Origin of the sequence: Weizmannia acidilactici, from assembly GCF_008974225.1 — a bacterium.
Classification (GTDB): domain Bacteria; phylum Bacillota; class Bacilli; order Bacillales; family Bacillaceae_C; genus Weizmannia; species Weizmannia acidilactici.
Genome location: NZ_BKZR01000043.1, coordinates 1 through 26,878 on the forward strand (window position 1 = coordinate 1; position 26,878 = coordinate 26,878).

The following is a 26,878-nucleotide window of genomic DNA, read 5'->3' on the forward strand; positions in this document are numbered from 1 at the left end:
GCGGAGAGTACCAGACGTATTTTGCGAGGCAGTATTCGTTAAGTGAATAATAACAAATTTTTAGGGGTGTCCCAGAAATAGGGGCCCTGTTTTTAACTTTATATGGCTTGTTAAAGTTTCAGCTGTACTTTATTCTAGTTTTGGATGCCTGTCACCGCTCGATATTTTGAAAACAGAATTTTGTCGATTTTTATAGAACCGGTAGGAATAATGTTCTATAAATAAAACAGTTTTAGATATTGATGATTTCAGAGGAAGTTATGAGAAAACTGAAAATATTTTTATCTATTTTAGTGGCAGTGGTTGTGCTTGGCGGTGGTGTGGCTTATTTTGCCTACCACAATTTGCAGCCGGAGAACCATTTTAAAAACGTGCCGACTGTGTCTCAAAATGGGAATAACGCCAATCATTCAACCACAACCGCCAAAATGAAGGAAAATGTGTTCAACGTCCTGCTGCTTGGGTCGGACGAGCGGAAAGGGCAGAATGTGGGCCACTCGGATTCCATTATCATACTCCATGTGGATCTGAACAATCATAAATACAGCATGGTCAGCATTCCGCGTGACACCCGTGTGTATTTGGACGGCTACGGCTATACGAAACTGACAAGCGTGCAATATATTAAGCAGGCAACAGATGGCACAACAGCCGGAATCAAAGCCGCCATCAATTCGATCAGCCAGCTGACAGGCGTTCCAATCAACTACTATGTGGAAACCAACTATGAAGGCCTGCAGTCGATGGTTGAAACCTTGGGCACGATAAACGTCGATGTGCCGTTTGATGTGAAATTGACCCACCCGTGGTATCCGGAAAACAAAGGAAAGGTGATTGCGCAGGACACGCAGACGCTTAACGGGGAAATGGTGACGGAACTGGTGCATGAACGCTATTCGCTCCCGAATTTTGATTATGACCGGCAGCTGCTTCAGGAAAAAGTGCTGATCGGCATTGCTAAACAAGCGCTTAAGCCGAAAAATTTAACGAAGTTGCCGCAGCTGACAAACAAAATGTCCGATTTTGTAATTGCCACGAATATGTCTAAAAGCGACATTGCCAGCCTCGGACTGCTTGTCAAAAACCTCAACACCGACAAGCAAGTGGCCTATTACCAATTAAAAGGCGCTTCGAAAACGATGTATGATGATATTTTGAAAAACAATAACGCACAAATTGTCTTGGATCAGACGAGCTTGAAACAAACAATGAAACATTTTGAATAAAGGCGCTGCTAATTGGACCGTCAAGATGGCTTTAAAATGTTATTTTGGCGGTTTTTAAATGGTAATGCAGGGAGATACTCCTGTTCTCTAGAAGTATTTATGTAAAAATGAATGAATAGGTGAGGACGCATGGCTAAGAATACGGGTGAAGGATATCGCAAAGGTGCCGTTAAAGATCGGACACAGGTATACAATCCTAAAACAGCAACATGGACAAAACGCGGGGAGGATGGCCGCTTTATGGATGGGAAAAAGGATGGTACGTCTTTTAAGGGCATCACAAAGGAAAAATAAATGGTTAATGAAGGAATGGTTAAGGGTGATGAAGACAGGCTTGAATGAATGTATGAGAGCTTCCCAACTCTAAACGGCAATTTATCCCCTCATTATCGGATATCCGAAGCGTAATATCTTTCTCGGGTCGGAAGAAGTAAAACTGAATTTAAACCCAAGGTATCTAATTCTAAATTAATATATGAGGGGAAGCATAACGAATCGTAAACAGGCTTCCCCTTAATTAATTGACAATCATTCCGTCAAATCTTGGACAACTAACACCGCCAATTTCCTGCCATTTTAGATTGTCAGTAACAAATGACTGCAAGAACAATTCAAACAGATAGTTGAATATGGTTAAAGCAATAGATAATCCAAACATTCAGGCACAAGAGTTTCTTCACGAATTAACTGTTAGGCTTAAAAAAATTTTTGAGAAGAGCGTTGAAAACTAGTACAAAAGTATCATTAAAAGATAAGGCAACAAATTTTTGTGTCAAATAATATAGTAGCCGAAAGAGGATAAACTATCTATACTCTTTCGGCTAATATCTTTAAATACCGTCTTCTTCGTTTAGGTCTTGGGAAGTTTTTGTTTTCCTCTCTCCAAAAAATGTTGTTGTCTTTCGGCTCAAGTCAACGATGTGTTGGGCATCTTCCAAAGCAGAATTTTTATTGTTTATAAAGATGCTTTCTAATAAGGAAGCAATATTACATCCAGCTACTACAGCGGCATCTTTCCTATTTGCAGTGATTGTAACTGCCTCTTTATAAGGTGTACCTCCTGCAAGATCGCAGAAAAACAGATAGGTATCATACTGGGAATCTTCTAGTTCTGCCTGCAGTTTTAACCGCAGACCGTCATTGGATTCTCCTTCTGGAAAATCCACATAAGAAATTTGTTCTTGTTCTCCCGCTAATAGTTTAATCGTTGATTGAATGCCTGAAGCGAAATGTCCATGTCCTGTTACAATAAACTTTATCATTTTATAACACTCCTAAGAAGCTAAGCAAAATAGCTAAAACGAATGTACCAATAATTAAAACGACAGGGCTGATTTTCTTCGCTTTTAACAGCCAGTACATCAAAAAGGTGTAACCGAATGGTAAAAGTTTCGGGAAAATCCGGTCAAGGAAGTCTTTTTGCAATGAAATGGTATGGCCGGAACTGACGGCAATTTTTGGCGCCAGCTCAATGTTTACATAAGTTGCGATCAAACCGCCGATAACTGTTACGCCGAGAATCGTAGCGGCTTTAGAAATGACGCTTGAATTTTCCCTGATTTTACTAATTGCCCGTGTTCCCAATGAATAACCGATGCGTGCCCAGAAAATACGGAGCAAGAAAATGCACACATATGCTAAGAAAAAGATGACAGGGCCGATCAAACTGCCTTGTTTGGCAAATGAAGCGGTAATTCCGGCAAGGATTGGTAAAAAAGTAAACCAGAAGATAGCATCGCCAATCCCGGCGAGCGGCCCAAAGAGTGCGACTTTTAAACCTTTGATGGTTGAACGGCTTTCTTTGCCTTCTTCGAGTGATAACAGTAATCCCATCAGGAAAGGCGAAGTATGGCAGTTTGTATTGATAAACTCCAGATTATCTTTCATGGCATTAGATAATCCTTCTTTATCATTTTTATAGATTTTTCGCAGTGCAGGCAGCATAGCTAGAAGCCAGCCTGCAGCCTGCATCCTTTCATAGTTGAAAGCGGATTGCAGTAAAACAGAACGTAAGCCAAGCTTTGTTAAGTCGCTTTTCGTTAAGACTTTATTTTGTTGAATGGGTTGATTAGATTCCATCTTCATCGTCACCTCCAAAGCGGTTGGCCGCATTTGCAATTTGTTCCTGTAATTGGCGTTTTTCTCTTGAATTAAAGTATTCATAAAGTGCGGCGGCTACACCAATTACAGCAACAGGAAGCAAGTTGCTAAAGTTGATGAAGCAGGCGGCTAAAAACCCGATCAGCAGATACGGCATATAGTTTGCTTTTAACATTACTTTCAACAGCAAACCAAAACCGACTGCCGGTAAGATGCTGCCGGCAATGCTGAAACCGTGGCTTAACCAGTCAGGCATTGCTTCTACAAGCATTTTCATAGGCGTTTGTGCCAAGTAACCGCTTAAAAATACAACGACACCGTAAGTCAGCCCGACAATTAGAATAGGCACGAGTGTCAGTCGTGTATAAGCTTTAATATTGGCTTCTTCTGCATAGCGGTCTGCTTTCCCCATGAAAACAGAGAAAATAGAGTAGTAGAATAAAATAATGTATTGCATTAAGAAACTAAATGGCAACGCTAGGCCGATTGCCGTGGCAGGGCTTTTTCCGGTTGTGTGGGCGATGACCACGGTCATGATTCCGGCTAAGATAGGGTTAGGAGGCTGAGTTCCGCCTGCAGGTGTTAAACCGGCAAAAGCGAGTTCGGTCAACCCGGCAGCAATGATCCCCATTTTTACATCGCCTAAAATAATTCCGGTTACGGTACATACAATCATTGGACGGAAGATATATAATCCTTCCAGCCAAAAATCAAAACCGGCAACAATGGCAAAGATTGAAATCAATATCCCTTGCGTTAAGGTGATATCCATTGATAGCACTCCTTAGATTGAATATTTTTTATCCCCGGGTACATCTTGAATATAGACATTCACACCTAATGCTTTGATTGCTTTTAAATCTGCTTTGTCCTTTTCATCCATGTATACTTTTTTCGTAATTTCCTGTTTACCTTGAGAGAAGTGCATATTTCCGATGTTCAGTTCTTTAATCGGAACGCCACCTTCAACAAGTTTTCGTGCTGATTGCGGTGTTCTTACGATGATAAAGATTTTTTGGCGTGGGGATGCCTTTCCGATAATGTCAATCGTTTTTTGTAATGTAAAGAAACGGATCGAGACTCCTGCAGATTCAGCGGTAGCAGACATTAATTCTTGTTGCAGCGGGTCATTTGCCGTTTCATCATCCGCAACAATCAGTAAGTTTGCTCCTAAACTCGATGTCCAGATCACACCTACTTGCCCGTGTACCAAACGGTTATCAATCCTTGTCAGCAAAATATTTGGTGTTGCCATATAAAATCTCTCCCTTGTTTCTTTGTTATGTTATCATGACAACTTGATTTATAATGAAAGGCCGGATGCTGCTTCCTGATCTAACACAACGGTAAGGAAAGGATGCAGCTGTAATACCGATGCCGGTACAACTTCTGTAATCGGTCCGGTGAGTGCCTTCCTAATAATCTCAGCTTTTTCTAATCCATTGGCAATTAACAAAACTTGCTTGCTATTCATAATCGTTTTGATGCCGATGGTAAGTCCTTGTGAAGGGACTTTTTCAATGCCTCCAAATTCATCGGCATGTTGCTTTTTATATGCTTCTGTGAGAGCAACTCGGTGCGTGTATGACCCAAAAGGTATTCCGGGCTCATTTAATGCAATGTGCCCGTTTTTACCGATACCGAGCATCACAAAATCCAATCCCCCTGCTTGCTGCAGTTCCTGTTCAAATGTTGAAAAGGTATCAGCATACAGCCGGTGAATTTGCGTTTCAGGGATGTTTAATGGGCCGTAAAAACGCTGTTGCAAGTAAGTATCACAAGTTCCTTCCAGGTCAAGAGGAACATTGTCATACTCATCAATATTATAGAAATTCCAATTCTCCGGCAGTCTTTCTTTTGAAAAGAATTCTACTAATTCACGGTAACACTCAATTGGCGAGTTGCCTGTCGCAAGGCCGATGTTCACCCGGTCAACCTTTCGAAGATGCAAGATTTCTTCAGCAGCTGCTTTTCCCACTTCTTTTTTGTCTTTATAAATTTTTACGTTCACCTAGATCCCTTCTTCCTATAATTTTTGGACAGTATTTGTTGTTCATCACCTCCTTAAAAGTTTAGATTCTTACATGTCAATTAAAAACATCGGCAAGTCCCCTTTGATGATGGCTTTCGTAAATTCAAAAGGCTGGCCGCTTGCTAGCCCAAGGGTGATCATTTCCATCGCGGGATCGCCTTTATCGGCATGTAATACGGCAGCCTGTTTTTTATCAATCAAAACTGCATGGAATTCCCGCTTAAAAGATATGTTGGAAAGATTGTACTTTCTTTTAAAAATATGGTGCATATTTTCCGCTTCCAAGTCCTCGTTTTCCAATTTCGGAAAGCGTTCTGCTGGTAAATAGGTATACTCCAGCATGACCGGGTCACTGTCAGCGAAGCGGATTCTTTTGATAAAATAAACTTTTTCTCCAAGTCTGCAATCCAGGGCAGATGCAACACTTTCCTCTATTATTTCTCGCATTTCGAAGTCTGCCACATTTGTATGGGGAGTTTTTCCCATCCTTTTTATCGCTTCGACAACGTTGATAAAGTTTATCTTATTTTTTTTTGCCTCTTTTTCGACTGGGGCAACAAAACTTCCTTTTCCCCGTTGTTTGTAAATTTTATTTTGCTTTTCCAATTCATCCAATGTTTGGCGCACAGTCGTACGGCTAACGTTATATCGTTCGCATAATTCCTTTTCGGTGGGAAGTTTATCGTGTTCTTTTAATTTTCCGGTATTGATTTGTTCTACTAGAATATCCAATAACTGGGCGTAAAGCGGGATGTAACTGTTTTTATCGATGTGCATCCGTTTTCCTCCTCAGATTGACATGTTGTCATGACAAGAGGACAATTATATTAAAACACTTACTGACAAAAATGTCAATAAATTTTAAGGATTTAAATACAATCGATTAACTTCTGCTACACGAGAAACAACAAAATTTTACTTGATTGTCTAAAGGTGAATAACTTAGTCTATAATATAGTTATGGATTGCAAAAAAAAAGAAAAAAGCCATTTTCTTTATTCATGAATATATGCGTAAGGACTTATTCTGTAATGGAACAAAATTTGAGGGGAAGTTTCAAATAAATTTAGCGCACTTAGACTTGATAAATGATCTAATAATGCCATAAATGTTTTTGAACAAATAGTTATAAAGTTTATCTTTCCAAACATCAAAAAATATCAGTGATGCTTTACCATATATTTGGAATGAAGATCATAAATGGAAAAAATAGCATATGGAATCGATCAAAAGCAACTAAAAAAACAATTAGATCTAATTGCGCAAATAGTTCACCAAGGAGATTATCCTGCTGATCGATTAGAAAAGGCCGGTATAAGTCTGCGAGATGCTCTAGATGTTATCGATTTTATTGAGAAGTTAGTGAATGCTATCCATACTGAAATACAGAAATATTTAGAAGTGGAATTACATAAAGTTTAAACTTTATTTAGGTTTAATCTTTAGTCAGCTCTTGAAAATTCTAACAATATAAAATTAGTTACAAATGCCAGCCTCGGACTGCTTGTCAAAAACCTCAACACCGACAAGCAAGTGGCCTATTACCAATTAAAAGGCGCTTCGAAAACGATGTATGATGATATTTTGAAAAACAATAACGCGCAAATTGTCTTGGATCAGACGAGCTTGAAACAAACAATGAAACATTTTGAATAAACGGTACCTTCCCATTCAGCTGCCATGATCGTTCATCTTGTAGAACGCTCATTGGCAGTTTTTTATTTTAACAAAAAATGCAGCGGCATCTTACCGCTGCAAATGAAATATATAGAATAATTAGGGGGATAGGCGATAAATCAACCGCCTATTTCTTTAAGTTACAATCTTCATTATACGAAAAATTTTTCATTTTACAAGTGTTTTTTAATGGGCGTCGGCATGCTGACAGGAATCAGGCTGAATGGGAAAGGCAGTGGGCTTCTTATTTATGTTTTAAACTTTAGTCCCTATTTTTTAAGGAATTTTACCATGAGAGGGATTGTTTTCTAATGGAAATGATTGTAAAATATTGTCAGATAAATCCGAACTATTTGTTTTGGATAATCTTTATCAAGTGCCTGGTGGATCTTTGTAGACAGCGACAATCTTTTTGAAAAAAATGTTCACATTCCGGGCAGGATTGGAAACGGAGGGAGGAGAGTACAATTGCTGTCATAAGGGATTGCCAGGGCAAAATAGAATAAATGGAGGGGGATATATGGATCAATTAGAGATTTTGAAAGAAGAAATGTTTTATGACAGTCGGGAGCTTTATGATTGTTATTTTGGAGACCATGCTTATCTCCATTACGATGGGTATTGGCCATTTTTAGTCGTCGGCGTGAAGGATAGTACCACAAATGTATACGCCATCGTTGAGTTTCACTCAGGTTGTGAGGGTTTTAAATATTATCATGAAAAATTGTTTGGTACCAAGGTAAATTCCTATGTAACCTATGAAAAGGAATTCAAAAGAGTGAAAGATTGGGTGGCTTTTTTCCGGAAAAAGCGCATGTACAATATGTTACCAAGTCTACAATAAAACAGGCAAATCGTCTATCGATAGACTTATCTGCCGTTGTCCGGTAATCGATCAAATGGATTTAGGGCTTGCCTTTTCCCATGAATACCGTGCAGCGGCGTTTTCACGCACGGGTTATCCTGCGTGATTTTTTTGTGCGCCTGGCATGGACGCTATAGGGTGAAAGTCCCGAAACGCGAAGGCAGTAGTATCAATAGCTTAACGCAAGGGTGTCCGTAGTGATGCGGAATCTGAAGGAAGCGAGCGGCAAACCTCCGATTCTTGAGGAACATGAACCTCATACAAGGCTAGGTATCATTGGATGAGCTTGCTAAACAAAGTAAAGTCCATACTGCCAAAGGTGATATAGAGTAAATGAGGCAGATTGCAGATAGGTGGAGGGAAAGAGTGTAGTCTTACCCGGGGAGGTCTGATTGAAACGCCGATTTAGTTGGTAACCAGTCTAGTGATAGATTGATGAACAGTCAGAAGTTATCAGAGGTCATCGCACAAATAAGGTAGCTCCTCATTTGGAAGGTTTGAACCACGAAGGAGTGTGGAATAAACTCGAATTTCACTTTGTTCAATGAAGCAGATAATCCAAAGATGGACTTACTCAGTGGATAGAAACGGTGAATTCTGTGGGAGACATTGAGAGGGCTGAGAACTAAAGTGGTTTAAGGAGAGACAGAAAAGCATAACAGACAGTGAGACTACCCGCCTGACTTCATGGAACCGCCGTATACGGAACCTTGCGTACGGTGGTGTAAGAGGACGGAGTTTAGTCACCTCCTCCTACTCGATGGTTTTCAGTAAGGAAAAGAAAAGCAGCGGCATTTACCGCTGCAAAATGGGGGGCTAATTAAATGAAACTGAATTTGTCCGTATATATAGCCACCGATTTCAATATGATTATAACAAAGTTGTTGCTTTTTGTGAACCCTTTTTTAGCAAATTTTTTGGTAATTACTCGATAGTTGCAGGAAAATGGGATATGCGTTATGAAGGATGGATAAAGTAGGAGTGAATGAAAGAGAAGCCTGAACGTAATTCATCAAGCTTCCCCTTTGCAGTTATAGAATGAAAGCGATCCGCTTGGCGGCATTCTACGTTCCCAAAGCTTCATTGAATTTTATGGACAGACAAGATGAAAGCTTTATTGATCCCCCGAATTTCGCTTCAGAATCGCCTCTATAAAATCAGATAGATGGTTCCGTTCTTCCTCCGTTAGCTTTTTCATGTTTTCCAATAGTCGCATTAAATCTGGAGACAGCTCCGATTCATAACCGAAGAACTCTGCTAATGTCATCCCCAAAGCATCACAAATGGTTGATAGTTTATCCAAAGAAGGCGTAGTTCTGCCGTTTTCAATATCACTTAAATAAGGCTGCGAAATAAAAGCTTTTTTAGCCAGTTCCTTAACCCGCATATTTTTTGATAAGCGAAGGTTTCTAATGCGTTTTCCAATGTCCACAAATATCACCTGTTTTCATTATATCGTCAGCAACGATACGTGAATAAGAAGCATTTTAAAAATTTTTATCATAAATAACTATAAATATATTGAAATTATAGTTATTTATTATATAATAGGCATTGAGATCACAAAATATTCATTTTTATCAATCAATGTTGGAAAGCGCTTATTTCCGGGTTCAAAGGTTTACACCTTTTAACCATATAAACAAAAGAAGGAGGAGAATGAAATGAAGCTGGGTTACCAGACGAACACGTGGGGCGGTGTCGTTGGGCATGGACAGGAAAGAGGAATTCTCTGCTTGGATGCGTGAGTACGGCCTCTTCTTTGTCGGCGTTTATACGGGAGGGAACTTTATTTTCCCGGAAATCCTCGAAGAAGAAATCGCAAAAATAGAAAAAGTTGCTAAGCTCGCTTCAGGATTGGGTGCCGAACACCTTGTGATCGGAGGCGGGGCTGTCCGTTCAAACGGGATTCAGGATGAAGATTACATATTGCTTGGGAAAGCGCTTGACCGCATTGCGGAAATCGCGGAGTCAAACCATCTCATCCCGAGCTACCATCCGCACATGGGCACGTGTGTAGAAACGCCCGAACAGCTGGACCGCCTCATGTCCTGCACAAGCATCAACATATGCCCTGATACAGCCCATATTGAAGCAGGCGGCGGCGATCCGGTTGAAACCGTAAGGAAATATATCGGACGCATCCGATACATCCATTTAAAGGATTACGAAAACGGCACATTCCTTCCTTTAGGGAAAGGGCACCAGAAATTTGCAGAGATTATCAACCTCTTGAAGGAAGCGGATTACAGCGGATGGGTGACAGTGGAACTTGATGAATACGCCGATCCGCTTGAAGGTGCAAAAATTAGCAGGGACTATTTGAGAAAATTAGATTTATAGAAATGGGGGATAGTATGAAAAAGTTTCTTTCAATCTTTTCCGTAGTTTTGCTCATCAGCAGTATCACCTTGGCGGGATGCGGCAAAAGCGGATCCCAATCGGCAAATGCCAATGCGCCTAAGGTGGGGGCGGATGATCCGCAGACAGGACCGCTCACCATTAACCCGGCCCTTCCAAAAGGCGGCAAGATTTTAAGCAAAGGGCCGCACGGGGAAACTGCAGTGCCGGCCAGTTCTTTAAAGTTAACGGAAAAAGATTTGGCGCAGCTTAAAAAAGGCCGGTATACAGCGGCCATTGTCATGCACTATGCCGGAAATGACTGGTCGACCGCGCAAATTGCCGGGTTGAAAGCGGCATTTAAACGAATGGGCATCAAAGTCATTGCGGTGACCGATGCACAATTCAAGGCGGAAAAACAGGTATCCGACATTGAAACGGTGATTGCGAAAAAGCCGGATATCATTGTCAGTATTCCAGTCGATGCCGTTTCCACATCGGATGCTTACAAAAAAGCTGCAGCAGCCGGAATTAAGCTCGTCTTCATGGATAATGCACCGGATGGCATGCAGGCCGGAAAAGACTATGTCAGCGTTGTTTCCGCCGATAACTACGGCAACGGGGTGGCGGCAGCCAATATCATGGCGAAGGAATTGGGTGGCAAAGGTAAAATCGGCGTCGTCTACCATGACGCGGATTTCTTTGTCACAAGGCAGCGGACGGAAGCGTTTGAAAAAACGATTAGGGAAAAATATCCAAACATTAAAATCGTTGCCCGCGGCGGGATCTCCGACCAAAATGACGGAGAAAAAGTGGCATCCGGCATGTTAACGAAAAATCCGAATCTGGACGGAATTTTTGTCGTATGGGATGTGCCGGCTGAAGGGGCTCTCGCAGCTGCGCGGACGGCAGGGAAACAGGACCTTGTCATTACGACATGCGATTTAGGGACGAATGTCGCGCTCGAAATGGCTCAGAAGAATGGTATTGTCAAAGGCCTCGGCGCCCAGCTGCCATATGACCAGGGCATTTCCGAAGCGATTTTGGCGGGTTATAGTTTGCTCGGGCGAAAGACACCGGCATATGTCGCGGTCCCGGCCTTAAGCGTCACCCGTGAAAACGTCTTGAAAGCTTGGAAGCTTGTGTACCATACTGACGCACCGAAAGAAATTCAGCAGGCGGCAAAATAAACTTTTTAAATGGAAATCTATATCAAAAATAGGAGGAATATGAAATGAAAAATATAAATGTTGGAATGATTGGCGGAGGTTTTATGGGAAAGGCGCATGCCTTGGCATATGCAAGCATGCCGATGTTTTTCTGGCCGGCGCCTGCAATTCCTGTCCGCCATACGGTTGCTGATGTCAATGAGGAGTTGGCCAAAGAAGCAGCTGCCCGTTTTGGGTTTGAACATTACGCCGGCAGCTGGGAAGAAGTGGTCAATCATCCTGATATTGATGTCATTGATATCGTCACGCCGAACCATACCCATGCGGAAATTGCGATTGCCGCGGCCAAAGCCGGCAAGCATGTGATTTGTGAAAAACCGCTTGCTCTCGGTGCAAAGCAGGCGAAAATGATGCTCGATGCAGTTGAGAAAGCGGGCGTCAAGCACATGGTTGCTTTTAACTACAGAAGGACGCCGGCCGTGGCACTCGCCAAGAAATATATTGATGAAGGGAAAATCGGGAAAATTTTAAACTTCCGCGGTACCTACCTGCAGGACTGGTCGGCCGATCCGCAGTCCCCGCTGTCGTGGCGTTTCCAAAAGAAAACGGCCGGATCGGGCGCCCTTGGCGATATCGGGACGCATGTCGTCGACTATGCGCGTTATCTTGTCGGCGAAATTGCTGAGGTCAATGCCGTTGCGAAAACATGGATCTCGGAAAGGCCGGTGCAGACGGGCGGAACGGATAAGCTCGGAACCGTAAAGGCTTCAGATTCAGTGCCAAAAGCAGCCGTGGATGTCGACGATGAATTTATGACACTGTTGAAATTTGAGAGCGGTGCCATTGGCAGCATTGAAGCAACCCGGAATGCTTGGGGGAGAAATAACTTTTTAACTTTTGAAATTCATGGAGAAAAGGGTTCGCTCTATTTCAATTATGAACGCCGTGATGAACTGCAGGTTTGCTTTTCGGACGACCCTGCAGACGAAAAAGGGTTCCGCACCGTGTACACCGGGCCGGCCACGCCGTACGGGGAAGGGTTATGGCCGATTCCGGCGCTTGGCATTGGCTACGGCGAAACGAAAATCATTGAAACGTACGATTTTATGAAAGCGATTGTTGAAGATACCCAGCCTTTGCCGAATTTTTACGACGGCTATAAAACTGAACTAATCGCGGATGCCATCCTCGCCTCCGCGGAAAAAGGCGAATGGGTGAAAGTTCCGGAAGTTTCCGTTTTGGCATAAATCAAGGGGAGGCTGTAGGTTCCGGCAGCCTCTTTAAAAGAAGGTGAAATGCATTGGAACAAGCCGTTTTGTCGATGAAGAGCATTTCCAAATCATTTAATGGCATTCCGGTTTTAAAAGCAGTCGATTTTTCCTTACAAAAAGGGGAAGTCCATGCCTTGATGGGGGGAAACGGTGCCGGGAAATCCACCCTCATGAAAATCCTCACCGGCGTGTACACGGCCGACGAAGGGGAGATTTTACTGGACGGCGAGCCGGTTGAAATCAAAGATATTAAAGACGCGAGAGCGAACCATATTGCGATGATTTATCAGGAATTCAGTTTAATTCCGACGTTGACAGTTGCACAAAACATTTTCCTCACGAGGGAGCCGCGGACAAAAGTCGGCCTGCTGAAAGATAAAGCCTGTATCGAAAAAACAAAAGCGTTGTTAAACGAACTGGAAGTGGACATCAGCCCGCATGCCGTTGTTGGAACCCTCGGTGTCGGTTACTGGCAGATGATTGAAATTGCAAAGGCGCTTTCCCAGGAAGCAAAGATTTTGATCATGGATGAGCCAACATCGTCTTTAACGAAAAAAGAAACGGAGATTCTATTCTCTTTTATCGAAAAATTAAAAAAGAGAGGCATCACAATTATCTACATCTCACACCGGATGGATGAGATTTTTCAAGTATGCGACAGGATCACCGTATTAAGGGACGGGAAAAATGTTCTCACCGAAGCTTGCAGCCGCTTACGTATGGAAGATGTCATCCGCCATATGGTAGGCTCGAAAATGGACAAAGCTTTCGAGTGGAAAGAAAGGCCGTATGCGACGGACGTTCCTCCTGTCCTCGAAGTGCGGCATTTATCAGCGGGGGAGAAGGTTAAAGATATCAGTTTCCAGCTGTACCCCGGCGAAATTCTCGGCATTGCGGGGCTGATGGGCAGCGGGCGCTCGGAACTCGCCCGGGCGATTTTTGCGATTGACCCGAAAGATGGCGGAGAGGTGATCGTCAAAGGGAAAGCCTGCACGTTCAAAAGCCCGGCCGACAGCATCAAAGCCGGAATTGCTCTCATTCCCGAAGACCGCAGGATACAAGGGCTTGTACTCGACCACTCCGTAAAAGAAAATCTGATCTTGCCGTTTGTGAAACATTTGAAAAAGGGATTTTTGCTCGACGAACGGAAAGCCAATCATTTAGCCGGCGGGCTCGTGAAAAAGCTGAACATTAAAACGGATGATATCCATAAAGCGGCGAAACGGTTATCCGGCGGGAACCAGCAGAAAATTGTCCTAGCGAAATGGCTGGCGAACGAACCGGATGTCCTGATCCTCGATGAACCAACGATCGGCGTCGATATTGCCGCAAAGACTGAGATCATGGAAATCATCCGGGAGCTGGCAGACAGCGGGAAAGGGATCATTGTCATTTCCTCGGAACTACCGGAGCTTTTGGCGTTAAGCGACCGGGTACTCGTGCTGCACGAGGGAACGATCAAAAAAGAATACAGGAGAAAAGAGATTCATGCAGAGGAGGAGCTTCAGCATGCCATCCAAGGATATTGAAATCAACAGCCAGTTAAATGGCGTGAAATGGCAGTTTAAAAAAATCGACTGGAGAAGCTATATTGTCTATATCGCATTTGTCTGTGTTTTGATTTACTTTTCCATTGCATTAAACAGCGAAGGTTTTTTGACGGCAGAAAATCTGCTGAATATTGTCCGCCAGACGGCCATGATTTCGATTATGGGGATTGCGATGACGTTCGTCATTTCCACCGGTGAGATCGATTTGTCGGTGGGCTCCATCGCGGCGCTGTCTTCCCTTACCGCTGCCCTTGCTTTGCAGGCCGGTTTTGGGGCAATCAGCGGCCTACTAGCGGGGGTCGGGACAGGGATAGCCGTCGGATTGGCGAACGGATTGTTGATCACCAAAGCGGCCATCCCGTCATTTTTGGTGACGCTCGGCACGATGGGGATTGTCAAAGGGGCCGCGATGTGGACTACAAAAACCGCGCCCGTGCCGATTCTCGACCCGACTTTTAACTTTATTTTCGGTTCCGGGGATATCGGCGTGATTCCGATTTTGTTGATTTGGACATTAATCTTTACGGTAATCGGCCATATTTTACTGAAGAAAACGGCATTCGGACGCCAGGTGTTGGCAACGGGCGGGAATGAAAGCGCAGCGAAATTTTCCGGTGTGAAAACCTGGAAAATCAAACTGCTTGTCTTTTTAGGCACCGGCTTGATGGCCGGATTTGCCGGCGTTTTATATGCCGGGCGCATGCATGCCGGTCGTTATACATTTGGCGACGGCGACGAACTGTCTGTTATTGCCGCCGTCATTCTCGGCGGAACGGCCCTGGCCGGTGGTGTCGGCACCGTCATCGGCACCGTCATCGGATCGCTTATGATCGGCGTCATTAACAACGGCTTAATCATCATGGGTCTTGACGTCAGCCAGCAAATGATGATTAGAGGTTTGATCATTATCCTCGCCGTTGCTTTTGGGAAGAAATCAGCGGATCAATAGACGGAAGCGTATAGGCATCCACCTGGTAAATGAATCTGATCCAATGCATCCGGGAAAACCTCGGCAAAGTGCTTGGAACAACAGGACGGCAGGATCCTGGAGGGCCGGTGACATTCGGGAGCAATATTTGGAGAACCAGGGCGGCTATGGATGTGGAAGCTATTCTGGATTAACTGCGTAATACTGCTAAGGAAGATATGATGGATCGATCCTGGAAGTTGTTTCATTGGATTCGGGGACATGCAGGACGATATTTGGCTGCCTCGTTATGGAACTGTAAATTGGATTCGAAAATTACTTAGAACGATATTTTGAAGAGCAAGCAATGAATGATTTTTTAGAAAGGGGAAAAGCCGGATGGAAAAAATCAAAGTGGGAATCATCGGGACGGGCTTTATCGGCCCGGCCCATATCGAAGCGTTAAGGAGGCTTGGTTTTGTTGAAGTGTTGGGGCTTGCGGAAACCAGCAAAGAAGTGGCAAAACAAAAGGCAGACGAACTGAACATCCCGAGAGCTTACGGGGACTACCGGGAGATGCTCTCGGATCCAGATATCCAGGTGGTCCACAACTGCACGCCAAACTTCCTGCATTATCAAATCAATAAAGAGATTATGCTGGCCGGGAAACATGTATTATCCGAAAAGCCGCTCGCTATGAACAGCAAGGAGTCGGAAGAACTGCTGGCGATCGCGAAAATGCAGGGCATCGTCCACGGGGTCAATTTTAACTACCGCCAGCATGCAAGTGTCCAAAATTTGCGGGTTAAGATAGCGAATGGCGACCTCGGCAAAGTGAATCTCATTCATGGGAGCTATTTGCAGGACTGGCTGCTCTATGAAACCGACTATAACTGGCGGCTCTCGCAGGCAGTCGGTGGCAATTCCCGGGCAGTTGCCGATATTGGTTCCCACTGGTGCGATACGGTCCAGTTTGTGACAGGAAAGAAAATTACCGAAGTTTTTGCGGACTTGGCAACCGTGATCCCTGTCCGGAAAAAACCGAAAAACAGCACGGCCACTTTTTCGGCACAGCCGTCCTCAGATGCGTATGAAGCGGTGCCGATCCAAACGGAAGACTATGCCTCCGTCCTAGTTCATTTCGATGACGGTTCAAAAGGCGTTTTTACAGTTTCGCAAGTCAGCGCCGGCCGGAAAAACCGGCTCAGTTTTGAAATTGACGGCAGCAAAGCCTCGGCTTATTGGAACCAGGAAGAGCCGGAAAAATTATGGCTCGGATACCGGGACAAGCCGAATGAAATCCTGCTGGCAGACCCGGCCCTTTTTGACCCGGAGGCAAAAGCATCCATCCATCATCCGGGCGGGCATAATGAAGGCTGGCCGGACGCCCTGAAAAATATGATGCTGCACTATTACAGCTTTATCCGCGATGGTAAACGCATCGGTGAAGACGAGCCGCCTTTTGCAACATTTGAAGACGGCCATTTGTCGATGTGCATCACGGACGCCATTTTGGAAAGCCACGCCGCGCAGAAGTGGGTAAAAGTGGCGAACGGGGTGCTGGCATAAAATGTTGGAGGTGTTATTGTGAAACTCGGCGTATTTACGGCATTATACCAGCAGTTGCCATTTGAAGACATGCTGGACAAGTTGGCATCAATGGGGGTGGAGGCGGTGGAACTCGGAACCGGAAACTATCCCGGCAGCCACCACTGCAATCCTGAAGAATTGCTGGATTCGGAAGAAAAGTTGAAAACCTTTCAAGCGGCAATTGAGAAAAGGGGGCTCATGATCAGCAGTTTAAGCTGCCACGGAAATCCGCTCCATCCGAATAAAGAAACGGCGCGGGCGGCCCACAACGTATGGCGAAATACCGTTTTGTTGGCGGAACGGTTGAATGTACCGGTGGTGAACGTGTTTTCCGGTTGCCCGGGGGATTGCGAAAGCGCCAAAAATCCGAACTGGGTCACATGCGCCTGGCCTCCGGAATATTTGGAGGTTTTAAAATGGCAGTGGGAGGAAGTAGCGATCCCTTACTGGCAGGAAGAGGCGGATTTTGCCAAAGCGCATGGTGTTAAAATCGCCTTTGAAATGCATCCGGGCTTTCTCGTTTACAACCCGGAAACTTTGCTGAAATTAAGGGACCGGGCCGGAGAAACGATAGGCGCCAACTTCGATCCGAGCCATCTGATCTGGCAGGGAATCGATCCGGTTGCAGCGATCAAAAAACTCGGCCGCGAATAGGCCATTTTCCATTTTCACGCGAAAGACACTTATTTGGACAAAACCAACATTGCCATCAACGGCGTGCTTGACACGAAACACTACAGCCAAATTTCCGACCGTTCCTGGACCTTCCGCACCGTCGGCTACGGCCAGGACGAAAAAACATGGAAAGACATCATCAGCACCCTCCGCACCGTCGGCTACGATTACATTATCTCCATCGAACACGAAGACATGCTCGCCTCTATTGATGAAGGCCTCGCCAAGGCAATCGCCTTGTTGAAAAGATGCATGTTCTATGAACAGCCGGATGAAATGTGGTGGGCTTAGGTGGATGAGATAGATTTATGATGGAAGGCTTCCAGCTGATGGGAGCCTTTTTTCTTTGAAAAGAATCTAAGCGTCATATACGGTCCATATTTCATGCAGTGGTTGGGAGTAAGCCAATCATGAATATTTTCTATTGGGGATACAGCTATCCTCTCTACTTTTTCGCCGGTTTTTTCGAAACTTTCACCGATTTTCAAGGAACGTCCGCCGATTTTTTACCGTTTTCACTGATTTCTCTAAAATGAGTAAGCTGACCGGTTACCGTTTCAAGTTTTTCGCCAGTTTTTAAGCCATTTTCTGTGAAAAAACTAAGCATCATATACAGCCTATTTTTCATGCAGTGGTTGGGAGCGAGCGGTATGAATGTTTTCTTTGAAAAAATTTGTCCGAAAGTGTGAAGAAAGACATTTTTACATTCAATGGTTGCGAGCAAGACGATCAAGGATGTTTTATACTCCGTCCTTCTTCATTCAGGGCAAAAAATGATTCCCCATCCAACATAGGAAGAATCAGCGGAAACCTCGGAGAAATCAGCGGACTAGTCTTATAAATCAGCGGAAAGATGCAAAAAATCAGCGATAGGAAGAAAAAGTTGGGAAGAGATGTCCTCCCCTTTTGAAAGTATTCTCTAGAAGAAATGGTTCTGAGAAACTTTGTCAGGCTCCGTTAGAGGAAAATTTCTGCTTATAGGGGGTTTGGGGACAGCCTCTTCAAAAGGTTGGATGGCGACCAGCCCCAGCATTCTCAGATTCCATATAAATCAAATAAAAAGAAAGCACACCAAAAAATCGAAAATATCAGATATTTTTAGATAGAAAATTATGATTAATAGTCAATATTATTTGCTACAAATTAAAAAGATTTGAAAAGGGCATTGAAAACTACAAATAAAACAATCACTATACCAACAAATACTACTTCTCTGGTAGCAACATTACTATTATTTTCCTCTATTTTTTTCTATACTTTTTTGGATATCCCTTTGCTTACCAGTTGATTTCCAGTTCATAACCTACTTTAACCCCCCCTCACTTCGTGTTTAGTTTACCATTATAAACATAATAAACGAATTAACATTCAAGCGTAATTCCTAATTATCTTGAATGATCGAGCAAACCCTCATTTTCAAGTGTGAGGTTTTTATTATTTTATTAGAGATGTTATGTCAACAAAAGATAAAAAAGAGAATCTCGGCGCCAGCATCCCTAAAAAAATTAAACCAAAATGCTGAATGCCTTAAAACTTATATCTATACGGAAGGGATATAACCCAAGAGATTTTTCCTTAATCGCTTTTGGCGGGGGCGGTTCCATGCATGCTGCTGCACTGGCAAGAGAGCTGGGAGTGAACAAAGTTATTATTCCGATCGCTTCATCTGTATTTTCGGCATGGGGAATGTTAATGACGGATTTAAGACATGACTATATTCAAACTTATATTGTGCGCTTGAATGATTTAGATCCTGAATTGATTAATAAGGAATGGGGACAACTGGAGAACAGGGCTTATAATGAGTTCCTGCATGAAGGCGTAAAGAAAGATTCTGTGATGTTTTCAAGATATTTAGATATGAGATACTTAGGTCAGGAACATACGGTAAAAGTACCGGTACCTAGCGGAGAATGGAACAATGAAATATTACGATCCATCATTCGAAGTTTTCATGAGTTACATGAAAAAGCTTATTCTTTTAAGTTGGAAAATTCTGAAACAGAAATTGTGAATTTGCATCTGACTGCCCTTGGGTTAGTAAAGAAACCCAAGTTAGAAAAAAGATACCGGAGTGGCGATGTGAAGGATGCATTAAAAGAAGTCCGTCCGGTTTACTTTGAAAAAACTGGTTGGGTTCAAACAAATATTTATGATCGTGAAAAGCTTCCAACTTTAAAGACGGTAAATGGCCCGGCAATTATTGAAGAGAAGGCATCTGTAACAGTTGTTTATCAAGACCAAACGCTAGTTGTCGATGACTATGGAAATCTTATTATTGAAATAGGAGTGAAGTGAAATGATAACTACTTCTAAAAAGGTTGATCCATTTACCTTGGAAATTGTGAAAGATTCCTTGCTTGCCATTGGAGATGAAATGTTTATTGCACTGGCAAGAACATCTATGAGCCCAATTATTTACGAAGTGCTTGATTATGCCAGCGGTTTAACTGATTCGAAAGGAAACCTGTTAACGCAAGGAAACGGAGCAACCGGTTTTATTGGGATGTTAACTTTTATGGTGAAGGAGACATTAAATAAATTTGGAGAAAAAGACCTGAATCCCGGCGATATTATTATTATCAATGACCCTTATAAAGGTGGGGGTTCTCATTTATCTGATGTTGGTCTTGTCATGCCAATTTTTTATCAGGATGAGATTATTGCTTTTTCAGCAAATAAAGCTCATTGGACTGAAGTGGGTGGGAAAGATCCGGGATCATTTACAAATGATTCAACAGAAATCTTTCAAGAGGGTTTGCAATTTCCTTGTGTAAAACTTTTTGAAAAAGGAAAAATCAATCAAGCGATAGTAGACATTATTCAATCAAATGTACGTTTTCCTGAATTATCATTGGGTGATATGTGGGCTCAGGTGGCAGCGTTAAAAACTGGTGAAAAACGAGTAAGAGAGCTTTGTGAGAAGCATAGTAAAGACATTGTGCTGGCTTCAATTGAACACTACTTAAATCATGGTGAGCAACTCTCCAGGCTTGAATTAAGCAAATTACCGAAAGGAACCTTTGAAGCAGAAGATTTAATTGATACAGACGGAATTGGGAATGGCCCCTTTAAAATTAAAGTAAAGGTCACCATTACAGAGAATGAATTTATTTGTGATTTTAGGGGCAGCCATCCCCAAGTTCCCGGTCCGGTCAATTGTTCATTAACAGCATTAACTTCTGCAGTCAGAGTGATTTTCCTGGCAGTTACAAACCCATCTCAGGATATAAATGATGGAGTATTTCGTCCTTTGAAAATTCTCACAGATAAAAAATCCATATTATCGGCAGAAAGGCCGGTTCCGGTTTCCAATTATTTTGAGTCAATGATCATGGGAGCGGATTTAATATGGAAAGCACTCGCTCCACACTTGCCGGATAGATTGTCAGCTGGTCATTTAACCTCTGTTTGCAGTGTTACCCTTTCCGGTACCCATCCTGATTCAAATGAACCGTTTTTAATTGTTGAGCCCTCAGTGGGCGGATGGGGTGCAGCTAAAGGAGAGGATGGTTCGAGTGGACAATTTTGTCTGGGGGACGGCGAAACATACAATGTACCTGTTGAAGTAGCAGAAACAAGGTATGGAGTCCTCGTTGATGAATACAGTCTTCGCAATGATGGCGGCGGAGCCGGGGAGTATATTGGCGGACGCGGCGTCATTCGTTCGTACCGTGCGCTCACGGATGGCCAGACGGCAACGATAACTTACGGCAGACATATAACACCTCCCTGGGGAATCCACGAGGGGCAAAATGGTTCGGTTAATCAATTTTACGTTGAAAAGGCAAATGGTGAAATCGATGGTCCGTTTGGTTGCTATCCAAGATATCCATTGCAAAAAAATGATGTCGTAAAATTAATGACCGCTACTGGCGGGGGATATGGAAATCCACTAAAACGTCCAGCACAGAAAGTTGCCCGGGATGTGAAAAATGAGTACATTTCAGTATCAGAAGCAGAGGAAGTTTATGGAGTCCGTGTAAATCCTGTTACTTTTGAATACGAAGAAACAGAAAAACGTAAAGCATATTATAAATCATAAGCTTTTATACTGCTTAAAGTCAGAAAACTTTAGTGGGTGTGGAAAAAAACGAGTAATCATTTTTAAATGAGTGATTGCTCGTTAATTATAATGAACTATCTCTTAAAGGTGCATTCCTGTAATTAAAGAAATTTGAGGTTTGCACAAAAAAGAGCCCCCTTGGTATGATACGAGGTGTCCAAAGCTTTGAAGCAAAAATGGACCCTTAATTGATACCCAAGGAGGACTCACAATGAATTATACTCAAAATCACAAGATATCGCAAATCACTCCATTAACTCGTTTACGCGCTTGGATTAACGGATACAGGATGATGTTGGTGATGATTCTTGACTAATGGTATCGGCCGATATCTTTTGCCGGCGGAAGTTAGAACAGTAATGGCAGGTTACAATCAATTGTGGTAAGTTGCAATGATTTCTTTTTAACGGCAAAGAGACCAACCTTGGCTCAGACCACCTTGTTCTGGCAAGGAATTTATCTCGTCGCTGCGATCAAAAAACTCGGTGCAGGCAGGCCTTTTTTCATTTCGATGCGAAAGTTAAAGGCAACATCGCAATAAACGGCGTGTTGGACAAGAAACATTACAGCCAAATTTTCGGCCGTTCCTTGGCCTTCTTTGGCATATAGAAGAATCTCTTGATAGAAGTTCGTGTTTTGAATTTTTCATTGATAAAATGAAGAGGGGGTTTTTATCACATGTTGTAGTGCGTTCGTCAAAGTATCCGAAACAGTAAAATAAGTGTCCATTTCCGACCTCTTCTCATCCATAAAACGGGTTTACAATTGTGAGATCGTGATCAAAATTTTACAATAGCGGAAGAGCTAGAAAAGAGGCCGATCATATGAATCGACCTCTTTTCATAACTGTTTTCTCACCCAAACTTGCATTTCACCCGGTTGCCGATTTATCCACGCATAATATGGAATAAAGTGAATATGTGCTGGTTTCCATTCATATGTCCGGTAATCCCGGTAGAGCGGCCCGTCAAGAGGATCTGCCTCAAGTCTTTCTGCTTCTACTTCGATTGTACCGACGCCTTCAAGCAAGTCCGGCTTATATGTATATTTAAACTCCGGTTTATTTGGGATGCGGTATAAACTTAATGGCGCCGGATTATCGGCTTCTTCCATGCAATAAACGATGGGTCCCCGTTGAATGGCAACTTTATCAAGATCATGCTTTACCCGATTGTTTGCCTGGATTTCATGCACACGCATATCCAAATTCAGTTCAATCTCAAATTGTTCTTGATGAATATCAAAATAAATAAAACCGTTTTTTGATTCCGGGCTGATTTCCCCGCCGGAGTGGTGGAGGGTATAGTGATGTGCCGACCAATATGGAATTCTTACCGCAAATTTGAAATGTTTCCGTTGCGGATTTTCGATTGTAAATTTAATATGGCCCTCCCACGGGAAATGACTGCTTTGTTCAATGGAAATATCATTGTCAAATTGCGCACGATTGGCAATAAATTGATGCGCATAAATCGTTTGTTTTTCGTCATCCAATGTATAGATATATTGATCAATCGAAGCAATTAAACGGGCAAGATTTGGCGGGCAGCAGGCGCAGCCAAACCAGTTCTGCCGCTCATACATGACATGGCTCTTGCCCGGATCTCTACGGCTTGCTTCTATCGATACTTCGAGCGGATTTACATAAAAGAAGTGCTCTCCATCCAATGATACACCGCTGATGGTTGAGTTAAACAATTCTTTTTCTAAAATATCGGCATATTCGCCCTTTGGTTCATTTTCCAGCATTCTGCGTGCAAAGAATGCCATCGCGACGGAAGCGCATGTTTCACAATACATCGTATCGTTCGGTAAATCATAATCATAAGTAAATGATTCGCCGATCGGCGTTGAGCCAATGCCGCCTGTGATATACATTCTCTTTCTCACAATATTGTCCCATAAACGCCTGCAGGCAGCCAACACTTTCTTGTTATGTGTCAATCGGGCCACATGTGCCATGCCGGTGCATAAATAAACAACCCTTACTGCGTGGCCTTCAGCCGCTTCTTGATCGAAGACCGGTTTATCTGCTTGATAATAGCTGAGCGGAAAAGCTTCCATCCCCGCAATGATATCACGGTCTTTTCCGTCTGCTTCAATTTGGCGGTCAAAAAATTGCGGATCCTTGCCGCGTTGAATGATAAAGTACTGTGCCAAGTCGAGATATCGTTTTTCGTTTGTCGCTTCATATAATTTTGCTAAGGCCAGTTCAATTTCGGGATGGCCGTCATAACCATGGATTTTTCCCTCTTCAGGCCCGAAATTTTCATCAATGCAGTCGGCCATGCGCCTTGCAATAGATAAAGCTTTTGTATTCCCTGTCACCTCATAATAGGCCACGCCGGCTTCAATATAATGGCCCATGCTGTACAGTTCATGGCTCTGCTTTAATCGCTTAAATTTCCGCTCTGGCGCTTCAATCATAAAATAAGTCACCAGATATCCGTCAGTCTCCTGTGTATCTGCAATCAAATCGATTAATTGGTCTGCAACTTCTTGCAAATCCTCATCCGGCGCATATTTTAATGTGTATGCAACAGCTTCCAGCCATTTATATACATCGGTATCTTGAAAGACGTAGCCGTAATGGTTTCCTTTCTGCCGGCCGGCGGCAATGAGAAAATTTGCGACCGCATGGCTTTTTTCGGAAGGGATCCGGTTATCCTCGCGTTCTTTTGTAATTTTAATATTTGCGTTATCATTCATGACAGACCATTGATAAGGAATCATCTGTTTTTTGACCAAATTTCGATAACGCTTCCAAAATTGATCTGTCACTGTAATGTTTTTGAGAGACATGCCATTGGCGCGATCCTGATATAAATTCATTTTCATATCTCCTCCTGTGTTTTTCTGGCCATTAAATCTCGAATGACGACGAGTTCGTGTTCTTCGTATTTTTTATACATAAACATCGGAATGATATTTATGGCAAAGATGATGATAGGCAGCCAAATAAATGAAAACTTGATGGCCCCGAGTGCGCTCGCCGTTTGTGCATGATTCGGCACATAATGGAATGCCTTCATAATAATGGATGGTATAAAAGAACCAAGCCCTGACCCGATTTTAATGCAGAACGAGCTGCCGATCGCAGTTAAGAAACCGCTGGCACGGATCCCGTTTTTCCATTCGCCGTAATCAACAGTATCACCGACCATTGCAAAGAACATGGAGCATGCGATACCGCTTCCAATACATGCTATGCACCAGCCTGCAAGCAAAGCAATAAGGTGATTGCCTGCGATAACCATCATGAATTGGCCAAGAATTGCAGCAATAAGTCCAAAAACCGTTGTCCCCCACTTACTTAACTTTTTGACAATCATTGGAATAGAAGCCATGCCCGCTACCTGGATGATGGAGAAACCATTAAACAAAGAAATGTAGTCTGCATTGTGCATATTGTATTGGAAGTAATAAGCCAATGTTGAACTTCTGGACATTAGACCGACCCAGAAAATAATGTTGGCTGTTACAATTAAAAACCAAGGCCAATTGCGTTTCGCCGCTTTAAAGCTTTGCTTAATCGGAATGGACTTCGTGCGTTGAATATTTTTCTCACGCATATCCGCAAAAGCAATTAGCAATAAGATGACGGCAATGGCGGCATAGAGCAAAACCGCTAATGACCAGCCTCTGCGCGTATTGCTTCCACCTAAAGCAGTAGCAAGTGGAAGGATAAAAGTCACAGCAAAGAAGTTACCAATGTTTCCGCCAACCATTCGGAATGAATTGGCAACCGTTCTTTCATCAGAGTTTGACGATAAGTTTGGCAATACCGAAGTAATTGGCGTTGAAACACCGGTGTAAGAAATTCCGGCTAAAATATACATCACGCCTGCATATACCACTTTTGCGGTTTCCGACAAATGGGGCGTTGTAAACAATAGCCAAACAAAGATTGCGAATGGAAAGGCCATCCATAAGAACCACGGGCGGCTTTGCCCGTACTTGCTGTGCGTATGGTCAATAATGATGCCCCAAATTGGCGCATCGAGCGCATCAAAAAGCCTGGCAATCAACAACAGTGTACCAGCGATCCCGGCAGACAGGCCATAAACATCCGTAAAAAAATAAAGAATATAGCTGCTCATGATACAGTAAAGCAAATTTCCTGCCAAATCGGTGAAAGAATAAGTAACCTTTCTGTGAAGCGGCAATGCATCTTCACGAATTCCCGCCAAATCGATTTGTGATTCATGAACGGCGGAGCTTTGAAATTTTTTGACCACGATCATCTCACCCTCTCCAGAAGATTTAAAATTATTTTCACAAAGAATTGTAAACCCTTGCATTTCTGGATGTAATCCCTTATATTGAAAAAAAGGTGTCCGTTTCCGACATTCTAAATTTGGAAATGAGGGGAGATGGGGTAATTGTGAACTATTCTTTTAAACTCCTTCATCCTTTTTTGTATTATAAAAGCGGGGAATTTTCTTCGGACATTCCGTGGAAGCATAAACAAATGTACCATCAAGGAGACTATGAAATTATTTTCTGTACGAAAGGGCCGCTCTATATCCAAGTCGGTACAACCCAATATGTCTTGAATGCCAACGATGTACTGTTCATTCCGCCATATACCAATATGTTTGGCTATCGGCTATCGACGAATCCGGTTAATTTCTATTGGCTGCATTTTTTTGCGAAACACGAACATTCCTTTCTTGAAGATCAGGAATTATCTGCAAATTTATCTGCGATCGCTTCCGGAAGTTTTGCCTCATCCATCAACGACAAAGTCATTTTGCCGGATTTTTTTCATGTCAATGAAGCTGGAAAAATTTTAATTTTTATTAATCAAGTTTTGGATGTGGCGAACAGTTATCGATATAGTGAGCAAGAAAACGATTACTTAGTTACTGTATTTTTAATTGAATTAAGCAATACCTATCTCATGCAGCTCTCTGCAAATCAGCATTTCCGGAGTAATAAGGTTGATAAAATAAAAGAGTGGATACGTGCAAATCTATCAGAAGACCTGACGGTTGAAGAAGTAGCCAGAACATTTCAACTTCATCCGGATTATTTAACGCGCCTTTTTAAACGCTATACGCACCGGACGACATTACAATTTATCAATGAATTAAAAATCGAAACAGCAAAAGTATTACTATTGCGGACCAATCTAACAGTCAGCCAAATTGCAAGCCACTCCTATTTTATAGACGAAAAAAATTTTATGCGCCGTTTTAAAAAAATGACCGGCTTGACACCTACAGAATTCCGGAATGCGTACATCCATACTCATTTAAATAATCCACGCATTGACCCCAAGATCCCATTACCAACACAGCTCGAAAAAAGAATGGATATTAAACGCAACATCTAAATTGCAGGACCGATTTCCGGGGATTTATTTCTTCCAGTTAATCGTGACTTGCATACCCTAATGAGTTGCTTT

The 26,878-nt window shown here is 42.9% G+C and carries 22 protein-coding genes and 2 pseudogenes; 14 read left to right on the forward strand and 10 right to left on the reverse strand.

Annotated elements, in window-relative coordinates; translation table 11 throughout:
* Window positions 1-260: 260 nt before the first annotated feature.
* Window positions 261-1,226 carry an LCP family protein gene (locus GBH70_RS13610; RefSeq protein WP_151681552.1) on the forward strand — a complete coding sequence of 322 codons (966 nt, stop codon included), beginning with the start codon at window positions 261-263 and terminating at the stop codon, window positions 1,224-1,226.
* A 129-nt stretch (window positions 1,227-1,355) separates the two neighbouring features.
* A complete protein-coding gene (locus GBH70_RS16855) occupies window positions 1,356-1,520 on the forward strand; it encodes a hypothetical protein (RefSeq protein WP_172968313.1) in 165 nt (54 codons plus the stop codon).
* A gap of 536 nt (window positions 1,521-2,056) precedes the next feature.
* Here GBH70_RS16855 and GBH70_RS13615 read toward each other — a convergent pair.
* The 6 genes from GBH70_RS13615 to GBH70_RS13640 form a co-directional block, all read right to left on the reverse strand.
* Window positions 2,057-2,488 (reverse strand): PTS sugar transporter subunit IIA, encoded by a 432-nt coding sequence (locus GBH70_RS13615; RefSeq protein ID WP_151681553.1) that lies wholly within the window; start codon window positions 2,486-2,488, stop codon window positions 2,057-2,059.
* A 1-nt stretch (window position 2,489) separates the two neighbouring features.
* Window positions 2,490-3,305 (reverse strand): PTS galactosamine transporter subunit IID, encoded by an 816-nt coding sequence (gene agaD / locus GBH70_RS13620; RefSeq protein ID WP_172968314.1) that lies wholly within the window; start codon window positions 3,303-3,305, stop codon window positions 2,490-2,492.
* Complete coding sequence (gene agaC / locus GBH70_RS13625; protein ID WP_151681555.1) at window positions 3,295-4,098, reverse strand: PTS galactosamine transporter subunit IIC; 804 nt, start codon at window positions 4,096-4,098, stop codon at window positions 3,295-3,297. The genes agaD and agaC overlap by 11 nt, the downstream gene beginning before the upstream one ends.
* A gap of 12 nt (window positions 4,099-4,110) precedes the next feature.
* The gene (gene agaB / locus GBH70_RS13630) at window positions 4,111-4,581 is read right to left on the reverse strand and encodes a PTS galactosamine transporter subunit IIB (RefSeq protein WP_151681556.1); all 471 of its coding nucleotides are present in this window, start codon (window positions 4,579-4,581) and stop codon (window positions 4,111-4,113) included.
* Between the two features lie 48 nt (window positions 4,582-4,629).
* A complete protein-coding gene (locus GBH70_RS13635; RefSeq protein ID WP_151681557.1) occupies window positions 4,630-5,337 on the reverse strand; it encodes a 6-phosphogluconolactonase in 708 nt (235 codons plus the stop codon).
* A gap of 69 nt (window positions 5,338-5,406) precedes the next feature.
* A complete protein-coding gene (locus tag GBH70_RS13640) occupies window positions 5,407-6,135 on the reverse strand; it encodes a GntR family transcriptional regulator (protein WP_151681558.1) in 729 nt (242 codons plus the stop codon).
* Between the two features lie 423 nt (window positions 6,136-6,558).
* Between GBH70_RS13640 and GBH70_RS13645 the strand changes: the two genes are divergently transcribed.
* Both GBH70_RS13645 and GBH70_RS13655 read left to right on the forward strand, forming a co-directional pair.
* Window positions 6,559-6,780 carry a hypothetical protein gene (locus tag GBH70_RS13645; RefSeq protein WP_151681559.1) on the forward strand — a complete coding sequence of 74 codons (222 nt, stop codon included), beginning with the start codon at window positions 6,559-6,561 and terminating at the stop codon, window positions 6,778-6,780.
* 775 nt (window positions 6,781-7,555) lie between these two features.
* Window positions 7,556-7,879, forward strand: coding sequence for a hypothetical protein (locus GBH70_RS13655; protein ID WP_151681560.1), 324 nt, complete (start codon window positions 7,556-7,558; stop codon window positions 7,877-7,879).
* Window positions 7,880-9,014: 1,135 nt separating this feature from the next.
* Here GBH70_RS13655 and GBH70_RS13660 read toward each other — a convergent pair.
* A complete protein-coding gene (locus tag GBH70_RS13660; RefSeq protein WP_151681561.1) occupies window positions 9,015-9,332 on the reverse strand; it encodes a helix-turn-helix domain-containing protein in 318 nt (105 codons plus the stop codon).
* 278 nt (window positions 9,333-9,610) lie between these two features.
* Here GBH70_RS13660 and GBH70_RS13665 point away from each other — a divergent pair, with 278 nt between their 5' ends.
* From GBH70_RS13665 to GBH70_RS13695, 7 genes and pseudogenes are all read left to right on the forward strand, one after another.
* A complete protein-coding gene (locus GBH70_RS13665; RefSeq protein WP_253693908.1) occupies window positions 9,611-10,243 on the forward strand; it encodes a sugar phosphate isomerase/epimerase family protein in 633 nt (210 codons plus the stop codon).
* Window positions 10,244-10,257: 14 nt separating this feature from the next.
* On the forward strand, window positions 10,258-11,430 hold the full coding sequence (locus tag GBH70_RS13670) for a substrate-binding domain-containing protein (protein WP_151681562.1): 1,173 nt from the start codon (window positions 10,258-10,260) through the stop codon (window positions 11,428-11,430).
* A gap of 44 nt (window positions 11,431-11,474) precedes the next feature.
* Entirely contained in the window at window positions 11,475-12,656 is a 1,182-nt protein-coding gene (locus GBH70_RS13675) for a levoglucosan dehydrogenase (protein WP_151681563.1), read from the forward strand.
* Between the two features lie 53 nt (window positions 12,657-12,709).
* Window positions 12,710-14,209 carry a sugar ABC transporter ATP-binding protein gene (locus GBH70_RS13680; RefSeq protein WP_216643735.1) on the forward strand — a complete coding sequence of 500 codons (1,500 nt, stop codon included), beginning with the start codon at window positions 12,710-12,712 and terminating at the stop codon, window positions 14,207-14,209.
* The gene (locus GBH70_RS13685; RefSeq protein ID WP_151681564.1) at window positions 14,190-15,179 is read left to right on the forward strand and encodes an ABC transporter permease; all 990 of its coding nucleotides are present in this window, start codon (window positions 14,190-14,192) and stop codon (window positions 15,177-15,179) included. Before GBH70_RS13680 ends, GBH70_RS13685 begins: the two co-directional genes overlap by 20 nt.
* A 357-nt stretch (window positions 15,180-15,536) precedes the next feature.
* Complete coding sequence (locus GBH70_RS13690; protein ID WP_151681565.1) at window positions 15,537-16,706, forward strand: Gfo/Idh/MocA family protein; 1,170 nt, start codon at window positions 15,537-15,539, stop codon at window positions 16,704-16,706.
* Window positions 16,707-16,724: 18 nt separating this feature from the next.
* Window positions 16,725-17,693 (forward strand): annotated as a pseudogene (locus tag GBH70_RS13695) (sugar phosphate isomerase/epimerase family protein).
* Here GBH70_RS13695 and GBH70_RS13700 read toward each other — a convergent pair.
* Window positions 17,690-17,890, reverse strand: a complete 201-nt coding sequence (locus GBH70_RS13700; RefSeq protein WP_151681566.1) for a hypothetical protein — start codon at window positions 17,888-17,890, stop codon at window positions 17,690-17,692. The pseudogene GBH70_RS13695 and the gene GBH70_RS13700 sit on opposite strands and share 4 nt — an antisense overlap.
* A 1,021-nt stretch (window positions 17,891-18,911) precedes the next feature.
* Here GBH70_RS13700 and GBH70_RS13705 point away from each other — a divergent pair.
* A pseudogene (locus GBH70_RS13705) lies at window positions 18,912-19,700 on the forward strand (hydantoinase/oxoprolinase family protein); the annotation flags it as partial.
* A 1-nt stretch (window position 19,701) separates the two neighbouring features.
* The gene (locus tag GBH70_RS13710) at window positions 19,702-21,447 is read left to right on the forward strand and encodes a hydantoinase B/oxoprolinase family protein (RefSeq protein WP_151681567.1); all 1,746 of its coding nucleotides are present in this window, start codon (window positions 19,702-19,704) and stop codon (window positions 21,445-21,447) included.
* A gap of 861 nt (window positions 21,448-22,308) precedes the next feature.
* Here the strand turns inward: GBH70_RS13710 and GBH70_RS13715 are convergent.
* Together GBH70_RS13715 and GBH70_RS13720 are read right to left on the reverse strand one after the other, a co-directional pair.
* Window positions 22,309-24,300, reverse strand: coding sequence for a glycoside hydrolase family 127 protein (locus GBH70_RS13715; protein WP_151681568.1), 1,992 nt, complete (start codon window positions 24,298-24,300; stop codon window positions 22,309-22,311).
* 2 nt (window positions 24,301-24,302) lie between these two features.
* Entirely contained in the window at window positions 24,303-25,712 is a 1,410-nt protein-coding gene (locus GBH70_RS13720) for a glycoside-pentoside-hexuronide (GPH):cation symporter (protein ID WP_172968315.1), read from the reverse strand.
* 227 nt (window positions 25,713-25,939) lie between these two features.
* Here GBH70_RS13720 and GBH70_RS13725 point away from each other — a divergent pair, with 227 nt between their 5' ends.
* Window positions 25,940-26,806 (forward strand): helix-turn-helix domain-containing protein, encoded by an 867-nt coding sequence (locus GBH70_RS13725; RefSeq protein WP_253693910.1) that lies wholly within the window; start codon window positions 25,940-25,942, stop codon window positions 26,804-26,806.
* Window positions 26,807-26,878: the final 72 nt, after the last annotated feature.